Consider the following 16,976-nt stretch of genomic DNA (forward strand, 5'->3'; position numbering starts at 1 on the left):
ATATTGTATCTTATTTCAGTAAATTCTTTAATGCTTCCTGAAGTCTTGGAAAGCGGAATTGAAACCCGCCTTGAAGCGCTTTTTCAGGATAGGCATGCTGTCCTTCAAGGATGAGTACACTCATCTCACCGAGCAAGGCTCTGATTGCGAAAGCGGGAGCGGGCAGCCAGTGAGGACGTTCTATGGTTTCTCCCAATTCTTTTCCGAAATCATTGTTCTGTACAGGAAAAGGTGCAGTAACATTTAATGGGCCCTCAATGTCTGATTCAATAGCATATGCAATAAGCCTTGCCGCGTCTTCAAGATGAATCCATGATATCCACTGTCTTCCGGATCCGATTCTGCCCCCGGCAAAGAACTTATAGGGCATTTCAATCTGGGAGAGAGCTCCTCCTTTTTCACTGAGGATTACTCCAAAACGAGTGAATACAGTCCTGATTTCCAGCTCAGATGCCTTCTCCGCTTTTTGTTCCCACTTTTGTGCCACTTCTGATAAAAAATTTTCATTTTTAGGTTCCGATCGTTCTGTAAAGCGCTCCTGTTCAGCAGTGCCGTAGTAACCAACAGCTGAAGCATTGACCAGTACAGAAGGTTTTTCAGGGAGTTTGGCAAGAATGCGGAGGACCTCATCCGTTGCTTTCATTCGGCTTTTCATAATTTTTTTCTTTTTTTCCTCCGTCCAGCGGCCATTGATGCTTTCACCCGCAAGGTTAATAAAGGCGTCGATACCGGAAAGCTCTTTTTCAGGAACACTGGAATCTCCAAGCCACTCTACATAATGCAATTTTGAGTCAACAGCCTCTTTTTTTGACCGTGTTAAGATGTATACATCATGATTCTTGGAAAGAAGGAGGTTTGTTACTGCCGAGCCGATCAGCCCGGTACCTCCTGTAATTGCAATCTTCATGCTATATCCTCCTTCAGCCGAAATTTCAAGTTATTTTAAATATTAAGAATATTTGTTATAATTGTCCCTGTAATTATATCAATCTTTTAAGGGGGAGCATAATGGAAACACAGCCGAGCACCATTAAAAAGAAAAGCAATCCTTTCACAAAGACAATTATTTGGATTGCGATCGCTCTTGCAGGGGGATTAAGTCTGTCCGTCATTGCCCTGCAGAGGGACGAGCACATTAATGCCATTTGGTTTGTCGTGGCATCGCTGGCTACATACGCAGTTGCTTACCGGTTTTATTCCCGTTTTATCTCAAATAAAATCTTTGGTTTGGATAAAAAACGGGCCACACCTGCAGAGAGATACAGTGATGGAAAGGATTATGTGCCTACCAACAAGTGGGTGCTCTACGGACATCATTTTGCCGCGATTGCTGGAGCTGGACCCCTTGTAGGTCCTACGCTTGCCGCACAGATGGGGTATCTTCCGGGAACAATCTGGATTATTGCGGGAGCCGTGCTTGCGGGCTGTGTCCAGGATTTCGTCATTTTAATCATCTCCATGCGCCGAAAAGGCAAATCGATCGGTGAAATTGCAAGGGAAGAAATAGGGCCTGTTGGAGGCTATCTTGCCCTTGTCGGAGTATTTGCAATCATGATCATTCTCATTGCTGTTTTAGGGCTTGTTGTTGTAAACGCTTTAAAAGCGAGTCCATGGGGCATGTACACCATTGCAATGACGATTCCGATCGCTTTATTTATGGGTATCTATATGAAATTTCTCCGGCCGGGAAAGGTAGGAGAAGCCTCCCTCATTGGATTTGCTCTTTTGATTTTTGCTTTGCTGAGCGGCCAGTGGGTGGCTGACTCTGCAACCCTGGCTCCAATGTTTACATTTGAAGGCAAAACAATTGCCATCATGATGATTGTTTACGGTTTTCTTGCCTCTGTACTTCCCGTCTGGCTCCTTTTGGCCCCAAGGGATTACTTGAGCACCTTCTTAAAGGTAGGAGTTATAGCTATGCTCGCTATCGGCATCTTTATCGTTATGCCTGAAATTAAAATGCCGGCTCTAACAAAATTTGTGGATGGAACAGGACCAGTATTTTCAGGAAACTTATTTCCGTTCCTCTTTATTACGATTGCCTGCGGTGCGGTTTCTGGATTCCATTCTTTGATATCATCCGGGACGACACCAAAGCTGATCGCTAATGAAAAGCATGCCAACATGATCGGTTACGGAGGGATGCTGACAGAATCTTTTGTAGCGGTGATGGCTCTTGTAGCAGCCACTCTTTTATCACCGGGAGTATACTTTGCCATTAACTCTCCTGCTGCAGCGATTGGGACCGAGGTGAGCGCCGCAGCAACCACTATTTCTTCCTGGGGATTCTCTGTCAATGCAGATGAGATTAACACGATCGCCCAGCAGGTGGATGAAGAGTCGATTCTTTCAAGGACGGGAGGAGCGCCATCGCTTGCTGTGGGGATGGCCCACATCTTTTCTAAGATCGTAGGCGGTCCAGAACTCATGGCCTTCTGGTATCATTTTGCTATTCTTTTTGAAGCAGTGTTCATATTAACGACCATTGATGCCGGAACAAGGGTGGGGAGGTTCATGCTGCAGGATCTGCTGGGCAACATCTATAAACCGCTTGGCAGAACAGACTGGATGCCTGCTGTTTATATCACCAGTGCCCTTGTTGTCGCCGGATGGGGCTACTTCCTTGTCGTGGGAGTGACCGATCCGCTTGGCGGAATCAACACGCTTTGGCCGTTATTCGGAATCACGAATCAGATGCTCGCTGCGATCGCTTTAATCGTAGCCACGACAGTCATCATAAAAATGGGCAAGACCAAGTACTGCTGGGTAACACTGGCTCCGCTGGCTTGGCTGATGATTGTAACGTTTACAGCAGGATGGCAGAAAATTTTCTCCTCGCTTCCCAAAATCGGCTTTTTGAAACAAGCTGAAGTCACTCAGCAAGCGCTGGATGCCGGGAAATTGCCGCCGACTATTCCAACTGCAGAAGCGGCCAAGCAGATTATTTTCAACAACCAGCTTAATGCTGTGCTGACTGGAATCTTCATGCTTCTTATTCTTGGAGTGTTGATTGATGCTATGAGAATATGGGGGAAAGTATGGTTTAAAAAGGAAGAACTTCCGACAAGTGAGGAGCCGTTTAAGCAAACCAATATAAGCGAGGTGTCTTAATGAAACAGCAAAATCTCCGTTCCGTCATCAAGAGGATCAGAGACGTTGCAGGCGTGATCCGAAAAATCAGCAAAGGAATCTCCAATCTTCCGGACTATGAATCCTATGTCAAACACATTCAAATGAATCACCCGGAAGTCGCTCCTCCTACCGAGGCTGAATTCTTTAAAGACTTTCTTAACAAAAAATACGGAGCATCCGCAAAAAGGTGCTGTTAGAAAGGAAGCCCGCATTTGTTTATGCGGGCTTTTTTTAAACCTCTATAACAGCAATGGCAGAAGGGGCTATGTTAAAATAAAGAAAATGAGGTGAAGAAGAAAATGGCCTTAATTACAAAGATCACAACGCAAAAAAAGAACAGCGACCGTTTTAATGTTTTTATTGATCAGGGAAATGGAGAAGAGTTCGGTTTCAGCGTTGATACGGATATTCTCATAAAGTATAAGCTCAAAAAAGGACTGGAAATCAATACGGGAGAGTTAAGCTCTGTATTGTATGAAGATGAGATCAAAAAAGGCTTTAACAGGGCTTTGCAGTTCCTGTCTTTCCGTATGAGATCAGAAAAAGAAGTACATGACTATTTAAAGAAAAGTGAATATGAGGACAGTGTAATTGAAGAAGTCATTAAACGGCTTATAGAATATAAATACCTGGATAATGCTGAATTTGCAAAAATGCTTGTTAGGACAAGAAAGAATACGACATCCAAAGGGACAGGCGTTATTGCGAGAGAACTTATCCAAAAAGGGATATCTTCCGAGCATATGGAAACAGCATTAAAGGAATTTCCTTATGAAGAACAATTAGAATCAGCGATTAATTTCGCTCAAAAGAAATCAAACCAAAGCAAAGGAATATCAAGCAGTGAGAGGAAAAATAAAGTTTCCCAGCAGCTCCAGCAAAAAGGATACTCCTGGGAAGTGATAGAAGAAGCTCTTCGAACGGTTGATCTTGGCAGCACAGAACAAGAGGAAAAGGAAGCTTTGCTAAAGCATGCCAATAAAGCTCACAAACGCTATAAAAAATTTTCAGGTCTGCAATATAAAAACAAAATGAAGCAGCATTTATACGGTAAAGGGTTTCCAATTGCTTTAATCGAGGAAATATTAGAGTCCGGCCTTATCGATCAATAAAAATCTCAGGCTGCCCATGGTCTTCCGCAGCGATTTGAAGTGCCACCTGCTCTGGTGTCTTGAAGCGGGATTTGTCTTTCACATGATCCGAATGGTCCCAAAAAGGAGTATCCATCCCCCCCATGTAGACGGCAGTTACTTGAATGCCTGTTCCATCCAGCTCTTTGACGAGGCTTTCCGTGAAACCTCTGACCGCAAACTTGCTGGCGCAATACACCGATTCATTCACTTTGCCTCTCAGGCCTGCAGTAGAAATAATGTTCATGATTCTTCCTTCTTGTTTGTCTTTAAAGAAAGGCAAACAAGTCTTTGCGGTAAAAATAGTCCCCTTTACATTTGTATCAAGCATCGTTTCAATCTCATCCACACTCAGTTCCTCCAAAGGGCCAAAGATTCCGGAACCGGCATTATTAATGAGCATATGTACATCTTCACGCTGAAAAAGCTGATCGAAAACATGTTTTACTTCTTCCATGGATGTTATGTCGCAAACGCAGCTTTCTGCTTCAAAACCTTGTGCTGCAAGGCTGTCAGCAACAGAGTTAAGCTTCTTTAAGGAACGCCCGATCAAGATCACTTTATATTGCTTTGCATATTCATCTGCAAGGGCTGCCCCTAAACCTGAGCCGCCTCCCGTTATAATCACTGATTTCATAAAAATTCACCACTCCGATACGTTTGGATTCTTAACCAATATTTATTATACTAAAAGCACAGAAGAACGGAGGCGCACCATGGAAAAAAGATATAGCGAAATGACAAAAACAGAACTGACAGCCGAAATTGCAGATCTTCATGCAAAAGCCCAAAAAGCAGAGCAGATGGGAATGATCAGTGAGTTTTCTGTCTATGAACGAAAAATTACGATGGCAAAGTCTTATCTGCTTGATCCATCTGTCTTTGAAGCAGGTGAAACGTATCCCATTCAAGGAGATCCGGGCTCAACATTTAAAATATTGTATATGAACGGAATTTTTGCTTGGGGGTACAGGAATGAATCTCATGAACTCGAAGCATTTCCTATTGCGATGCTGGTACAGCCATCATAAATAATGAAAAAAGAAGCGGGGTAAGCCGCTTCTTTTTCCGGCACTAATAATGCTTGCGTGTTTGAATGTAAGCCTTATTGGCATTGCCGTTTGGTCCGGCATCCATCATAACCGCAAGAACTATTGATCGTCTCGGTGTCGATTGGATAAAAACATTCGTTCCTGTGGTCGATCTTGAATGGATCCATCTGGCCGTTTTGAAGAAAATTCTTCTTTGGCTCTCGGCTCACCTGAGAAGGAGATCCGATTAGGGAAGTTTTTAGCTTTGTTTCGCATCGATTAGCCCTCCTTAAAATCGGTTCTCACCTAGTATGGTTTGAATAAAACCCTTTAATGTGAGCCAGAAACGGCAAAATAATGGATAAGGAGGAAGTAAAAATGGAGGATAGATTTGACCGGCTTGCCCGCAATTTATTAGATAAGAATCAAAATTTGACCTATGAAGAAGCAAGAAGCTGGATCGAAGGGCTTTGGGAGGATTTTGAGTCAACAAGAGCCAAGGCCGGCTATGAATATGGCGGCAAAAATAAAACAGAAGAGATGGTCGTGCAATGGATTACGAGCTACGGCCACAAACTGCATGAATACCAGACCATGAATCCGAAGTTCAAACACCTAAAAAAAGAGCAGTGACAGCATAAAAAAAGTGATGAAGGAACATTTCCTTCATCACTCATTTTTTAGAAGCTTGGATGGAGTAAAGTCCATCTTTTTGCGCAATCGGTCCTCGCTGTATACCCAGCCGGTATAGGATGTAATGACTTCTAGATCCTCATCAAGCTGGACTAGTGCAACAAAGGGATAATGCCCTTTGCTTCTATAGCGGAGATCGATAAAACGCACTTCATGTCCATGGTTGTTTTTTTCAACTTCCCACCGATAGACCGGGGAGAAAGAAAGGAACGCTGAAATATTCTTGTCTTCTCTCGCAGCCTGAATGATTTTAGTGTCAGGAACTTCCACACGGTCAAATGTGTCGAGAACCTTGAGACGGCCTTGTTTAATATTGGCAACGAAAAACTGGTGCTTTGTTTTAATAGCAAGATGATACTGGCTCCATTTTAGCGTTGGAGAAGCAATGACTTCGATTGTCTCAGGAATATTCCTCCGAACGATCTGTGCTATTTTGTACCTTTTCCAGATTCTGAGGAGATAGTAGCCTGCCATGATCAAATACACGGCAGAAAATGTAATTCCAGGATCAAAGCCGATATACCAAAGCAACAGACCGGCAATATGGATAATGAAAATAAACGGATCAAAAATGCTGATTACACCGAGCGCTACCCATTTTTTTGAGAAGGGATAGAGTGCTTGCGTACCATAAGCATTAAATATATCTACAAATACATGTAAAAATACGGCCAATGACGTCCACAGCCATAAATGAAGGCCGTTTGAGTTCGGAACAAACAGGTATATGATCAATGACAACAGGGCCGGCCAGATAAAAAGAGCAGGCACAGAATGAGTAATTCCCCTGTGGTTGCGGATATAGACGGCATTGTTTCTTAATTTTAGAATGGTATCAAAATCTGGTGCTTGTGAACCAACCAATGTACCGAGGAGTACAGCATGGGCGGTTATTGGATCTGCAGAGACAACCGGATCAAGCATGGCTAATCCGCCGAGCCCTAATCCCATTACAACATGGGTTCCAGTATCCAATACACACACCTCCTAACTCATATAAGATAATTGCGATAATTGTTTAAAATTGGAGGACCAATCATGAATCAAAAATTAACGGTGTTTATCGAGTATAAAGTAAAACCTGACATAATTGAACAATATGAAGCTCATATGCAAAATGTGCTGATTGAATTAATGAAAGACGGCGCCCGCAATACCTCCTGGCTCAAAGCCCTGGATCAAGACTCTCTCTATGTTGAAAGTTTTGATGTTGAAGGTTCTGAGGTATATCACTCTTTAAAGCAGCTCAGGCTTTTAAAAGGCCATTCGGTATATGGACCGCTTGATCAGATGATTTCGGGCGGACTGTCCAAACTCCATTGCTGGGCATTTGAAAAGAAAGGTGAGTAATACGTGAATCGTTCTGAAACATATATTGAAGACTTTCCAGTTCAAGGTTTCCAGCAGGATCTAATTAACTGGTATCAAGAGCATCAACGCGATCTTCCCTGGAGATTGAACCAGGATCCATATAGAGTATGGGTTTCCGAAATCATGCTGCAGCAAACCCGCGTGGATACTGTCATTCCTTACTTTAACCGTTTCTTGTCTTTATTTCCTACCCTTACCGACCTGGCAGAAGCGGATGAAGAAAAGGTTTTAAAGGCATGGGAGGGTTTAGGTTATTATTCCCGTGTTCGTAATTTGCAAACCGCAGTAAGAGAAGTCGCCGAGCAATATGGAGGGACAATACCCGATACAGCCGATGAAATATCAAAGCTTAAGGGTGTTGGGCCGTATACGGCAGGAGCGATCTTAAGTATTGCTTACGGAGTACCTGAACCTGCGGTAGATGGCAATGTGATGAGGGTGCTCTCCAGGATCCTGCTCATCTATGAGGATATTGGAAAAGCTAAAACAAGAATGCTGTTTGAAGATGCTGTTCGAAAATTGATTTCGAAAGAAGACCCTTCTTCGTTTAATCAGGCGCTTATGGAGCTTGGAGCTCTCATTTGCACGCCAAAATCACCGGCTTGCCTGATCTGTCCTGTTCAGGAGCACTGCAGGGCTTTTGATCAAGGAAGACAGAAAGAACTCCCTGTAAAAGAAAAGAAAATAAAGATCAGACATGTGGATATGGCTGCGCTCATCTTACGCAATCAAGAAGGGAAGTACCTGATTCATAAAAGACCGAAAGAAGGGCTGCTTGCTAATCTTTGGGAATTTCCGAATGTACCTGTTCAAAAGAGGGGAGTAAGCGAGAAAGAGGATCTAAAGGTTTTCATTGAAGCTGAATGGGGTATTTCTGCTGCTGTTGGCGATCAAGTGAGTAACATAGAACACGTATTTTCCCATTTGAAATGGAACATACAGCTTTTTGAAGGACAATGCAGCCATGAAGCAATGGATGCTGCGGATTTAAAGTGGGTAACGCTGGAAGAGATGGAGTCGTATCCTTTTCCGGTATCACATCAAAAAATCATCAAATTGGCAAAAGAGGTGACGGCATGAATCTATATCTGGAAAACAAACGGGTACTTATAACTGGCGGTTCAAAAGGTTTAGGCAAGGGCATCGCCAAGCTATTTTTGGAAGAAGGTGCATCTGTCGGCATTTGCGGGCGCAGCCAAGAAACCCTTGAACAGGCAAAATCTGAATTGGACGGCGAACTCATCATTCTACAGGGAGATGTGACATCCCGAGAGGACAGGGAGCGAATCATACGTGAATTTATTGGGGAGTTTGGCGGCATTGATATTTTAATCAATAATGCTGGAGGCAGTAATGGATCTTCAGTAATGGAAACAAGTATGGAGGAGTTTGAAGAAGCGGTTCACCTTAATTTTTTATCCGCTGTTGGAATGAGCAAGCTTGCGGCTGAATACATGGTTAAAAATGAAAAAGGAACCATTATTAATATTTCCTCAATTTTCGGAAGGGAATCCGGCGGAAAACCGACTTACAACGGAAGCAAAGCGGCTCTCATCTCATTTACTAAGTCGTTTGCTGATGAAATGATCCAGCATGGAGTACGGATCAGCGGTGTCGCTCCCGGATCAGTGCTGCACCCTACTGGAAATTGGCAGAAACGGTTAAAGGAAAACCCGGAACAGATCAACCAGTATGTACAGCAGCATATACCCGCACAGCGGTTTGGTACGGTCGAAGAGATTGCCAACACGGTTGTGTTCCTTTCTTCAGACCGGGCATCCTGGGTTATAGGAGCGACGTTAAACGTTGACGGCGGGCAATCCTACAGCAATTTTTAATTGGTAAATAAAAAAGCTGAGCCTGAATATTCAGGCTCAGCTTTTTTCATTAATCCACTTTCGGGGTTGTTCCTCTCTCCCAGCTGGCCTCATCACTCGAAAGGCCTCCTCTGGATTCAATTTCTTTAATAATTTCACGATGTATCGTTGTTCCTTCCTCATTCAGATAGGGGGCAATTTGTTGGAAAGACTGATGAAAATATGCCAATTCACTGTCTTTCCATTCTGTTTTAGCGACCATATCTAATTCTGTCATATCTCTGCCCACGTACATAAGATCGACCTCCCAAGGCGTTATAGGTGTCAGGCACCATAAAAAATAATCGCCTTTAGTTTTTGAAACCATTTGCAATCCTATACCCTGTCTCATGGGTCCGCAATCGTTGGAAATATACAATAAAAAATTATTTTTTGTTCACATAAAAACATCCGCAGAGGGTTAAATTAATTTTCGTGGAGGTGATTCTAATGGACAAACAGCAAAACAAAACAAACGCACAGCAAGTTAAAAAGCAAAACCAACAGTCTCAAGCTGGTAAAGGTCAATATGGTGCTGAGTTTGCAAGCGAAACTGACGCTCAACAAGTTCGTCAGCAAAACGCTCAATCTCAACAACAAAAAGGCCAAGGTAACCAAAACCAACAGTAACCTCTATCCAGAATGCTCCCTGCTATACGCAGGGGGCATTTTTGGTTTTCTGGCCAATTTAGACAAGGTTTTTAAGATACATACTAAGGGAAAAAGATCAATGACTATGGAAAATGAAAAAATGGGCGAGCTTTTTTTCAATAAACAGGGTAACTATCATTTCCAAACTATTCTTAAAACGATATACTATAGGAGAGAAAATAACGTAAAGTAACTGTTTCTTGGGGATGATGAAGGCCGGGCAGGGCTAGAATAGTGATGAGACGATACAATGAACGAATTTGTACAACGAAGCTGGTGAATTACCTAAATGTTCTAATTTTAATTGGAAAGGAGTTCGCACATACCTGGTAACCCATTGGCTTCCGGAAATGCGAAGGAAAGGAGAGGCATATGAGTTTTCCCACACCCGGAAGTATTATTGATATACAAAGCTATAAACATAACGGATCACTCCATCGCACCTGGGAAGATACGGTTATCCTCAAGGGGAGTTCGTCTGTAGTTATAGCAGGAAATGATCGTATTCTTGTAACGGAATCAGATGGCAGGCAGTGGCGGACGAGAGAGCCGGCGATTTGCTATTTCAATTCCAAGCAATGGTTTAATGTAATCGGCATGATCCGGCAGGACGGTTTTTATTATTATTGTAACCTGGGGACACCCTATATATGGGATAATGAGGCACTTAAATATATCGATTATGACCTGGATATTAAGGTTTTTCCCGACATGTCCTATATTCTATTAGATGAAGATGAATACAGCTTGCACAGGCAAATGATGAAATATCCCCATGAACTCGATTACATTATTAAAAAGAATTTAAATGAATTAATTTCCATGATCAATCAGAGAAAAGGCCCATTCGAACCAGGCTTTATAGAGCAATGGTACGAAAGGTATTTGGAGTTTAGATAAGAAAAAACCTGTTGAATCTAGCGTTCAACAGGTTTTTCTGACAATAATAATAGTAATCGTAAAAAACGCCTGCGCGGGGAAGCCGTATATCGATCCCTTAAAGAGGCGTTTTAAGCTTTTAAAAGGTCACTTCAGCATTTCTTGATCCAGCTTCAGCAGGCAGAGCCTCGGCCGCTTCGTTCTCACACCTCAACACAAAAGGGCGTGTTGTTGTGCGAGTACTCCATCGTCTATCGGCTCTAAACGCCTGCTTCAGCATTTCTTGATCCAGCTTCAGCAGGCAGAGCCTCGGCCGCTTCGTTCTCACACCTCAACACAAAAGGGCGTGTTGTTGTGCGAGTACTCCATCGTCTATCGGCTCTAAACGCCTGCTTCAGCATTTCTTGATCCAGCTTCAGCAGGCAGAGCCTCGGCCGCTTCGTTCTCACACCTCAACACAAAAGGGCGTGTTGTTGTGCGAGCACTCCATCGTCTATCGGCTCTAAACGCCTGCTTCAGCATTTCATATAAGAAGGTGTAATTTTGGATAGTATCAGAAGGTATTTGGGCTTTGTAAAGCCCTACAAAAAACAAATTGGATGGACCATTGTAATTGGAATATTAAAGTTTGGTATTCCATTGCTCATCCCGCTTATTTTAAAATATGTGGTCGATACGATTATAAATGGACATGGTTTGACGAGCAGTGATAGACTCAGCAAGCTGCTTTGGCTGATGGGAGGTTCCTTCTTTATTTTCGGTGTGCTTCGTCCGCCGATCGAATATTATCGGCAGTATTACGCACAATGGGTCGGAAGCAAAATCCTATATGATATCAGGGATAAGCTTTATGGACATATTCAGCGGCTCTCCTTACGTTTTTATTCCAATAACAAGTCGGGTGAAATCATATCGAGGGTAATCAATGACGTTGAGCAAACGAAGGATTTTGTCATCACGGGCTTAATGAATGTCTGGCTTGATATGTTTACGATTGTGATTGCGATTGTGATTATGGCAACGATGGATGGATGGCTGACGGTTGTCGCATTGGCGATGCTGCCGTTTTACGGCCTCTCCGTTAAATATTTTTATACAAGGCTAAGAGGTCTGACGAAACAGCGTTCGCAGGCGCTCGCGGAAGTGCAGGGGCATCTGCATGAACGAGTCCAGGGGATGTCAGTCATCAGAAGCTTTGCTCTTGAGGACTATGAGCAAGTTCAGTTTGATAAAAGAAACTCCCATTTTCTGAACAAAGCGATGGATCAGACAACGTGGAACGCCAAAACGTTTGCGGTTGTAAATACGATTACAGATATCGCACCGCTTCTAGTTATCGGTTTTGCGGCATATAGGGCGATTGGAGGCCATATATCTGTAGGAGAAGTGGTCGCATTTGCCGGCTATATGGACCGGCTGTATAACCCGCTCAGAAGGCTGGTTAATTCATCGACAACCCTTACACAGTCACTCGCGTCCATGGACAGGGTCTTCGAATTTATGGATGAGGAATATGATATTAAAGATCAGCCGAAAGCCAGGGAACTTACGGATGTAAAAGGAGAGCTGTCGTTTAACGAAGTGTATTTCCGGTACAATGAGGGTGAACCGCACGTTCTAAAAGGAATCGATCTTAGAGTAGAACAAGGGCAGACGATCGCCCTCGTAGGGATGAGCGGTGGCGGGAAATCCTCGCTTGTCAGCCTTATCCCCAGGTTTTATGACGTGTCGAAGGGCAGCATCCTGCTCGATGGGGAAGATATCCGGAGTTTCAAAGTGCGTTCGCTCAGGGATAAGATTGGCATGGTCCTTCAAGATAACATTTTGTTCAGTGAATCGGTTAAGGCCAATATCCTGATGGGAAATCCAGAAGCATCTGATGAGGAAGTTGCTGCAGCTGCAAAAGCAGCAAATGCGCATGAGTTCATTATAAATCTGCCACAAGGATATGATACGAAAATTGGTGAACGGGGAGTCAAACTTTCAGGAGGGCAAAAACAGCGGGTTGCCATCGCTAGGGTCTTCCTGAAGAATCCGCCGATTTTAATCCTTGATGAAGCGACTTCCGCCCTTGATTTAGAAAGTGAGCACCTCATTCAAGAATCGCTTGAAAAGCTTGCAAAAGAGCGTACGACCTTTATCGTTGCACACCGCCTTGCAACCATCACTCACGCAGACCGTATAGTAGTTGTCGATAACGGTGAGATTGCTGAAAGCGGGACCCATTATGAGTTAATGAAAAAAAGAGGAGTGTACTATAACCTGTTTACGGTTCAGCAGCTTGGCGATTGAATTGGTAATTGATGGGCAGAAAGTTGTAATTTCATAACATGCCATAAGAAAAAGAACGGGGCAGCCATAGGCTTCTGTTCTTTTTTTGTGTTAGAAAAGACCCGGGTTTCCTAACAAACGACAAGATTATTAAAAATTTTTAGAAATTTTAATATTGTCAAATTATCAGACTAGTGTCATAATTTCAATAGAGTGTCCTACAAATTGTTCACGCTGTAAGTAAATGTCATCATGAAGAAAGGGGTGGGATAGTGAACAGTCCAGTCTTGGAAGTAAAAGGATTAAGGACTTCTTTTCAGACAGATGATGGGGAAGTTTCGGTTGTCAATCACATCGATTTCCAAATCAATTCCGGTGAAGTACTTGGAATTGTAGGAGAATCGGGATGCGGCAAAAGTGTTACTTCATTATCAGTCATGGGACTCGTTCCAACACCTGCGGGGAAAGTTGAAGGAGATATTTTGTTTAAAGGGGAAAATCTTACTTCAGCATCTGAGAAAAGGATGCGCCAGATTCGCGGGAATGAGATAGCAATGATTTTTCAGGAGCCGATGACCAGTCTAAATCCGGTATTTACTATCGGCAGCCAGCTGATCGAGGCTTTGCAAATACATAAAAAATGGCCAAAAAAGAAGGCAAAGGCACATGCTGTTGAAATGCTTAAAATGGTTGGGCTTCCACGGGCGGAAGAACTGATGAAGGACTTTCCCCACCAGCTGTCAGGGGGAATGCGCCAGCGTGTCATGATCGCAATGGCCATGATCTGTTCTCCGAAACTGTTGATCGCAGACGAACCGACCACCGCGCTAGACGTGACAATTCAGGCTCAGATTCTTGAGCTTATGAAGAAATTAAACGATGAGACCGACACAGCCATCATGATGATCACCCATGATTTGGGCGTAGTAGCTGAAATGTGCCAGCGCGTTGTCGTTATGTATGCAGGTAGAGTCGTTGAAGAGGCAGATGTAAAAACGATTTTCACTAGTCCAAAACATCCATATACGGTTGGCCTGATTCAATCTGTTCCTGATATGAGGGATAAAAAAGAACGTCTTTATTCCATACCAGGAAATGTTCCAAAACCCGGATCTGTGAAAGCGGGGTGCCAGTTTGCTCCGAGATGCGCCCATGCCTATGAGCGCTGCCAGAGCGAAACACCAGCGCTTGAAACCCTTGAAGGCGGCCAAAAAGTAAGATGCTGGCTGTATGAGGATCAGAAAGGGGTAGACATCGTTGACCGAACCATTAGTTAAAGTTGAGAACTTAAAAAAGCACTTTCCGATTAAAGGCGGAGTGCTTGGGAAAACAGTCGGAGAAGTAAAAGCAGTGGACGGTGTATCCTTTACCATTCAAAAGGGTGAAACTCTTGGACTTGTCGGTGAGAGCGGATGCGGGAAATCTACGACAGGACGCATGCTGCTCAGGCTTCTTGAACCGAGTGACGGCAAGATCTATTTTGAAGGGCAAGATGTGACTGCGCTTTCTTCAAATGCGATGCGCAAGATGCGAAGAGAGATGCAAATGGTTTTTCAGGATCCCTTTGCTTCACTTAATCCGAGGCATACCGTTGAAAAAATACTGGAAGAACCACTGATCGTTCACGGAGTAAAGGACACAAAAGAACGCAAGAGAAGGGTGAAGGAGCTGCTTGAAGTCGTAGGATTAAGCGGTTATCATGCGAAACGCTATCCCCATCAGTTCAGCGGGGGCAGAGGCAGAGAATTGGCATCGCCCGGGCACTGGCTGTTAACCCTAAACTGATCATCGCGGATGAACCTGTGTCGGCGCTGGATGTATCCATCCAATCGCAAGTACTGAACCTTTTGCAAGACTTGCAGGAAGAATTCGGGCTTACTTACCTTTTTATCGCCCATGATCTTGGAGTCGTACGGCACATTAGCGATAGAGTCGGTGTCATGTATCTCGGCAGGATCGTAGAACTGTCAGACAGTGAACACCTTTATGACAATCCTATGCATCCTTATACACAGGCCTTGCTTTCTGCCGTACCTGTTCCAGATGTTGAATTGAAAAAGGAGCGCATCATTTTAAAAGGTGATGTCCCAAGCCCGTCCAACCCTCCAAAAGGATGTGCGTTCCATACGCGCTGTCCTCAAGCGATGGATGTATGCGCTGCAGAGCGTCCGGTATTTAAGGAAGCTGAGAAGGGCCACTACGTTGCCTGTCATCTTTATTGATGGCAGCTCGTACACATAAATAGAGGCAAAAATCTATATGAAAATGGGGGAAAGAAGATGAAGAGAAGTTTATTGACAGCTCTTGCATTAATCCTGGTCCTGTCTTTAGGACTGGCTGGCTGTAAATCCTCAAGCGAAAGCACCGGCGGAAAAGGAAGTTCCAGCGGTGGCGGCGTCATGATCTACGGACGCGGCGGTGATGCAGTAGGGCTGGATCCTGCACATGAAACAGACGGTGAATCTTTCATCGTTACTGAGCAAGTGATGGAAACACTAACTGGATACAAAAAAGAAAATACAGATGTTGTTCCTGAACTTGCGAAGAGCTGGAAGATTTCAGATGGAGGAAAAAAGTACACATTTACGTTGGAAAAAGGCGTTAAGTTCCAAGATGGAACTGACTTCAACGCTGATGCGGTTGTTAAGAACTTTGACCGCTGGATGAACGGTGATGCTGCTAAATTCCCTTATTACGCATCCATGTTCGGTGGATATAAAAAGGATCCTGGCCACGTCATTAAAGAAGTTAAAGCTATTGATGACACTACAGTTGAATTTACATTGAAACGCCCACAAGCTCCATTCCTTAAAAACCTTGCGATGAGCCCGTTTGCCATTTCCAGCCCGGCTGCGATTGACAAATACGGCGACAAATATGGCGAGCATCCTGTAGGAACAGGACCGTTCAAGTTTAAAGAGTGGAAACGCGGGGATACCATTTCAGTTGTGAAAAACGATAAATATTGGAAAAAAGGGCTTCCAAAACTTGATGGGGTAACCTTCAAAGTCATCAAAGATAACTCTTCACGCTTAAATGCACTTACAAAAGGCGAAGTTGACTTGATTGACGGAGTAAACCCGAGTGATCTTGATAAGATCAAAGCAGATAACAAGCTTCAAATTTTTGAGCGTCCTTCTATGAACGTTGCTTACTTTGGCTTCAATGTTGAAAAAGCTCCGTTTAACAAAAAAGAAGTCCGCCAGGCGATCAGCCACTTAGTAAACAAAGACGAACTGATCAAAAACTTCTACAACGGAACAGCTGAACCGGCTGCTACGCCGCTTCCATCTTCCATTGCAGGACAAAACAAGGATATCCAGGATTATGGATATGACGAAGCAAAAGCAAAAGAACTTTTGAAAAAAGCTGGATACGAAAAAGGCTTCAAAATGGACCTTTGGGCGATGCCGGTATCACGTCCTTATATGCCAAACGGACAAAAGATTGCTGAAGCGATCCAGGCAAACCTTGCCAAGGTTGGAATTAAAGCAAACATCGTTACATTTGAGTGGGGTACGTACCTTGAAAAACTCCGTAAAGGTGAAGCACCTGCCTTCTTGATTGGATGGACAGGGGATAACGGAGACGCAGATAACTTCCTATACGCTCTTCTTGATAAAGACACGATCGATTCTAACAACTATTCACGCTATAAGAGTGAGCCAGTTCATAAGCTATTGATTGAAGCGCAATCAACAGCAGATGAAGGAAAACGTGAAGAGCTTTACAAAAAAGCACAGGAGATCATCCATGAAGATGCTCCATGGGTACCTCTAGTGCATGCTAAGCCACAGCTTGCAGGTACGAATTCAATTAAAGGATTCTACCCGCATCCAAAAGGGTCTCAGTCATTTGTTGATGTTTCCATGAAGTAATGAAGAAATTGGGGAGTATCTTGCATGCTCCCCTTTTGTTTTGGAGAAAAACATCAGGGTGCTATAACAACTACGCGTAAATGA

19 protein-coding genes and 1 pseudogene are annotated in these 16,976 nt (G+C 43.6%); 14 read left to right on the forward strand and 6 right to left on the reverse strand.

Going from position 1 to position 16,976, the window contains the following annotated elements; all coding sequences use genetic code 11:
• Positions 1-10: 10 nt before the first annotated feature.
• Positions 11-907 (reverse strand): TIGR01777 family oxidoreductase, encoded by an 897-nt coding sequence (locus LCY76_RS03760; protein ID WP_248251523.1) that lies wholly within the window; start codon positions 905-907, stop codon positions 11-13.
• A gap of 101 nt (positions 908-1,008) precedes the next feature.
• Here LCY76_RS03760 and LCY76_RS03765 point away from each other — a divergent pair, with 101 nt between their 5' ends.
• The 3 genes from LCY76_RS03765 to recX all read left to right on the forward strand — a co-directional run bounded on the left by LCY76_RS03765 (position 1,009) and on the right by recX (position 4,244).
• On the forward strand, positions 1,009-3,111 hold the full coding sequence (locus LCY76_RS03765; RefSeq protein ID WP_248251524.1) for a carbon starvation CstA family protein: 2,103 nt from the start codon (positions 1,009-1,011) through the stop codon (positions 3,109-3,111).
• Positions 3,111-3,329, forward strand: a complete 219-nt coding sequence (locus LCY76_RS03770) for a YbdD/YjiX family protein (RefSeq protein ID WP_248251525.1) — start codon at positions 3,111-3,113, stop codon at positions 3,327-3,329. Before LCY76_RS03765 ends, LCY76_RS03770 begins: the two co-directional genes overlap by 1 nt.
• Before the next feature lie 102 nt (positions 3,330-3,431).
• Positions 3,432-4,244, forward strand: a complete 813-nt coding sequence (gene recX, locus LCY76_RS03775) for a recombination regulator RecX (protein ID WP_248251526.1) — start codon at positions 3,432-3,434, stop codon at positions 4,242-4,244.
• Here the strand turns inward: recX and LCY76_RS03780 are convergent.
• Entirely contained in the window at positions 4,231-4,899 is a 669-nt protein-coding gene (locus LCY76_RS03780; RefSeq protein WP_248251527.1) for an SDR family NAD(P)-dependent oxidoreductase, read from the reverse strand. The two genes, recX and LCY76_RS03780, sit on opposite strands and share 14 nt — an antisense overlap.
• A 79-nt stretch (positions 4,900-4,978) precedes the next feature.
• Between LCY76_RS03780 and LCY76_RS03785 the strand changes: the two genes are divergently transcribed.
• Entirely contained in the window at positions 4,979-5,293 is a 315-nt protein-coding gene (locus tag LCY76_RS03785; protein WP_248251528.1) for a YfhH family protein, read from the forward strand.
• Positions 5,294-5,413: 120 nt separating this feature from the next.
• Here LCY76_RS03785 and sspK read toward each other — a convergent pair whose 3' ends face one another.
• Positions 5,414-5,569: a small, acid-soluble spore protein K gene (gene sspK, locus LCY76_RS03790; protein WP_053355666.1), complete on the reverse strand. Its 156-nt coding sequence runs from the start codon at positions 5,567-5,569 to the stop codon at positions 5,414-5,416.
• Between the two features lie 102 nt (positions 5,570-5,671).
• On the opposite strand from sspK, the gene LCY76_RS03795 reads away from it, so the two are divergent.
• Positions 5,672-5,926 (forward strand): YfhJ family protein, encoded by a 255-nt coding sequence (locus LCY76_RS03795; RefSeq protein ID WP_248251529.1) that lies wholly within the window; start codon positions 5,672-5,674, stop codon positions 5,924-5,926.
• 36 nt (positions 5,927-5,962) lie between these two features.
• On the opposite strand, the gene LCY76_RS03800 is transcribed toward LCY76_RS03795, so the two are convergent.
• Positions 5,963-6,961: a metal-dependent hydrolase gene (locus LCY76_RS03800; RefSeq protein ID WP_248251530.1), complete on the reverse strand. Its 999-nt coding sequence runs from the start codon at positions 6,959-6,961 to the stop codon at positions 5,963-5,965.
• Between the two features lie 63 nt (positions 6,962-7,024).
• Here LCY76_RS03800 and LCY76_RS03805 point away from each other — a divergent pair, with 63 nt between their 5' ends.
• Genes LCY76_RS03805 through LCY76_RS03815 form a run of 3 tightly spaced genes read left to right on the forward strand, consistent with a single transcriptional unit; the run spans position 7,025 to position 9,195 of the window.
• The gene (locus LCY76_RS03805) at positions 7,025-7,336 is read left to right on the forward strand and encodes a hypothetical protein (RefSeq protein WP_053355663.1); all 312 of its coding nucleotides are present in this window, start codon (positions 7,025-7,027) and stop codon (positions 7,334-7,336) included.
• A 3-nt stretch (positions 7,337-7,339) separates the two neighbouring features.
• Positions 7,340-8,437, forward strand: a complete 1,098-nt coding sequence (gene mutY, locus LCY76_RS03810; protein WP_248251531.1) for an A/G-specific adenine glycosylase — start codon at positions 7,340-7,342, stop codon at positions 8,435-8,437.
• Complete coding sequence (locus LCY76_RS03815; protein ID WP_248251532.1) at positions 8,434-9,195, forward strand: SDR family NAD(P)-dependent oxidoreductase; 762 nt, start codon at positions 8,434-8,436, stop codon at positions 9,193-9,195. Before mutY ends, LCY76_RS03815 begins: the two co-directional genes overlap by 4 nt.
• A gap of 49 nt (positions 9,196-9,244) precedes the next feature.
• Here LCY76_RS03815 and LCY76_RS03820 read toward each other — a convergent pair whose 3' ends face one another.
• Positions 9,245-9,469 carry a cytosolic protein gene (locus LCY76_RS03820; protein ID WP_248251533.1) on the reverse strand — a complete coding sequence of 75 codons (225 nt, stop codon included), beginning with the start codon at positions 9,467-9,469 and terminating at the stop codon, positions 9,245-9,247.
• Between the two features lie 194 nt (positions 9,470-9,663).
• On the opposite strand from LCY76_RS03820, the gene LCY76_RS03825 reads away from it, so the two are divergent.
• On the forward strand, positions 9,664-9,843 hold the full coding sequence (locus LCY76_RS03825) for a gamma-type small acid-soluble spore protein (RefSeq protein ID WP_256227018.1): 180 nt from the start codon (positions 9,664-9,666) through the stop codon (positions 9,841-9,843).
• A 393-nt stretch (positions 9,844-10,236) separates the two neighbouring features.
• Complete coding sequence (gene ntdP / locus LCY76_RS03830; protein WP_053355658.1) at positions 10,237-10,764, forward strand: nucleoside tri-diphosphate phosphatase; 528 nt, start codon at positions 10,237-10,239, stop codon at positions 10,762-10,764.
• A gap of 239 nt (positions 10,765-11,003) precedes the next feature.
• Here ntdP and LCY76_RS03835 read toward each other — a convergent pair whose 3' ends face one another.
• Positions 11,004-11,192, reverse strand: coding sequence for a hypothetical protein (locus tag LCY76_RS03835; protein ID WP_248251534.1), 189 nt, complete (start codon positions 11,190-11,192; stop codon positions 11,004-11,006).
• 94 nt (positions 11,193-11,286) lie between these two features.
• Here LCY76_RS03835 and LCY76_RS03840 point away from each other — a divergent pair, with 94 nt between their 5' ends.
• The 4 genes and pseudogenes from LCY76_RS03840 to LCY76_RS03855 all read left to right on the forward strand — a co-directional run bounded on the left by LCY76_RS03840 (position 11,287) and on the right by LCY76_RS03855 (position 16,892).
• Positions 11,287-13,035 carry an ABC transporter ATP-binding protein gene (locus tag LCY76_RS03840; RefSeq protein ID WP_248251535.1) on the forward strand — a complete coding sequence of 583 codons (1,749 nt, stop codon included), beginning with the start codon at positions 11,287-11,289 and terminating at the stop codon, positions 13,033-13,035.
• Positions 13,036-13,283: 248 nt separating this feature from the next.
• Positions 13,284-14,291 carry an ABC transporter ATP-binding protein gene (locus LCY76_RS03845; RefSeq protein WP_248254578.1) on the forward strand — a complete coding sequence of 336 codons (1,008 nt, stop codon included), beginning with the start codon at positions 13,284-13,286 and terminating at the stop codon, positions 14,289-14,291.
• A pseudogene (locus LCY76_RS03850) lies at positions 14,272-15,236 on the forward strand (ABC transporter ATP-binding protein). Before LCY76_RS03845 ends, LCY76_RS03850 begins: the two are co-directional and overlap by 20 nt.
• A 57-nt stretch (positions 15,237-15,293) precedes the next feature.
• Positions 15,294-16,892 (forward strand): ABC transporter substrate-binding protein, encoded by a 1,599-nt coding sequence (locus tag LCY76_RS03855; protein WP_248251536.1) that lies wholly within the window; start codon positions 15,294-15,296, stop codon positions 16,890-16,892.
• The last annotated feature ends 84 nt before the right edge of the window (positions 16,893-16,976 follow it).

It is taken from the genome of Fictibacillus marinisediminis (assembly GCF_023149135.1).
Lineage (GTDB): Bacteria > Bacillota > Bacilli > Bacillales > Fictibacillaceae > Fictibacillus_C > Fictibacillus_C marinisediminis.

What these genes read in the sequence shown, in the direction of transcription:
- LCY76_RS03760 (WP_248251523.1), bottom strand. Translation starts at nt 907, where the DNA reads ATGAAGATTGCAATTACAGGAGGTACCGGGCTGATCGGCTCGGCAGTA.
- LCY76_RS03765 (WP_248251524.1), top strand. Translation starts at nt 1,009, where the DNA reads ATGGAAACACAGCCGAGCACCATTAAAAAGAAAAGCAATCCTTTCACA.
- LCY76_RS03770 (WP_248251525.1), top strand. Translation starts at nt 3,111, where the DNA reads ATGAAACAGCAAAATCTCCGTTCCGTCATCAAGAGGATCAGAGACGTT.
- recX (WP_248251526.1), top strand. Translation starts at nt 3,432, where the DNA reads ATGGCCTTAATTACAAAGATCACAACGCAAAAAAAGAACAGCGACCGT.
- LCY76_RS03780 (WP_248251527.1), bottom strand. Translation starts at nt 4,899, where the DNA reads ATGAAATCAGTGATTATAACGGGAGGCGGCTCAGGTTTAGGGGCAGCC.
- LCY76_RS03785 (WP_248251528.1), top strand. Translation starts at nt 4,979, where the DNA reads ATGGAAAAAAGATATAGCGAAATGACAAAAACAGAACTGACAGCCGAA.
- sspK (WP_053355666.1), bottom strand. Translation starts at nt 5,569, where the DNA reads ATGCGAAACAAAGCTAAAAACTTCCCTAATCGGATCTCCTTCTCAGGT.
- LCY76_RS03795 (WP_248251529.1), top strand. Translation starts at nt 5,672, where the DNA reads ATGGAGGATAGATTTGACCGGCTTGCCCGCAATTTATTAGATAAGAAT.
- LCY76_RS03805 (WP_053355663.1), top strand. Translation starts at nt 7,025, where the DNA reads ATGAATCAAAAATTAACGGTGTTTATCGAGTATAAAGTAAAACCTGAC.
- LCY76_RS03815 (WP_248251532.1), top strand. Translation starts at nt 8,434, where the DNA reads ATGAATCTATATCTGGAAAACAAACGGGTACTTATAACTGGCGGTTCA.
- LCY76_RS03820 (WP_248251533.1), bottom strand. Translation starts at nt 9,469, where the DNA reads ATGTACGTGGGCAGAGATATGACAGAATTAGATATGGTCGCTAAAACA.
- LCY76_RS03825 (WP_256227018.1), top strand. Translation starts at nt 9,664, where the DNA reads ATGGACAAACAGCAAAACAAAACAAACGCACAGCAAGTTAAAAAGCAA.
- ntdP (WP_053355658.1), top strand. Translation starts at nt 10,237, where the DNA reads ATGAGTTTTCCCACACCCGGAAGTATTATTGATATACAAAGCTATAAA.
- LCY76_RS03855 (WP_248251536.1), top strand. Translation starts at nt 15,294, where the DNA reads ATGAAGAGAAGTTTATTGACAGCTCTTGCATTAATCCTGGTCCTGTCT.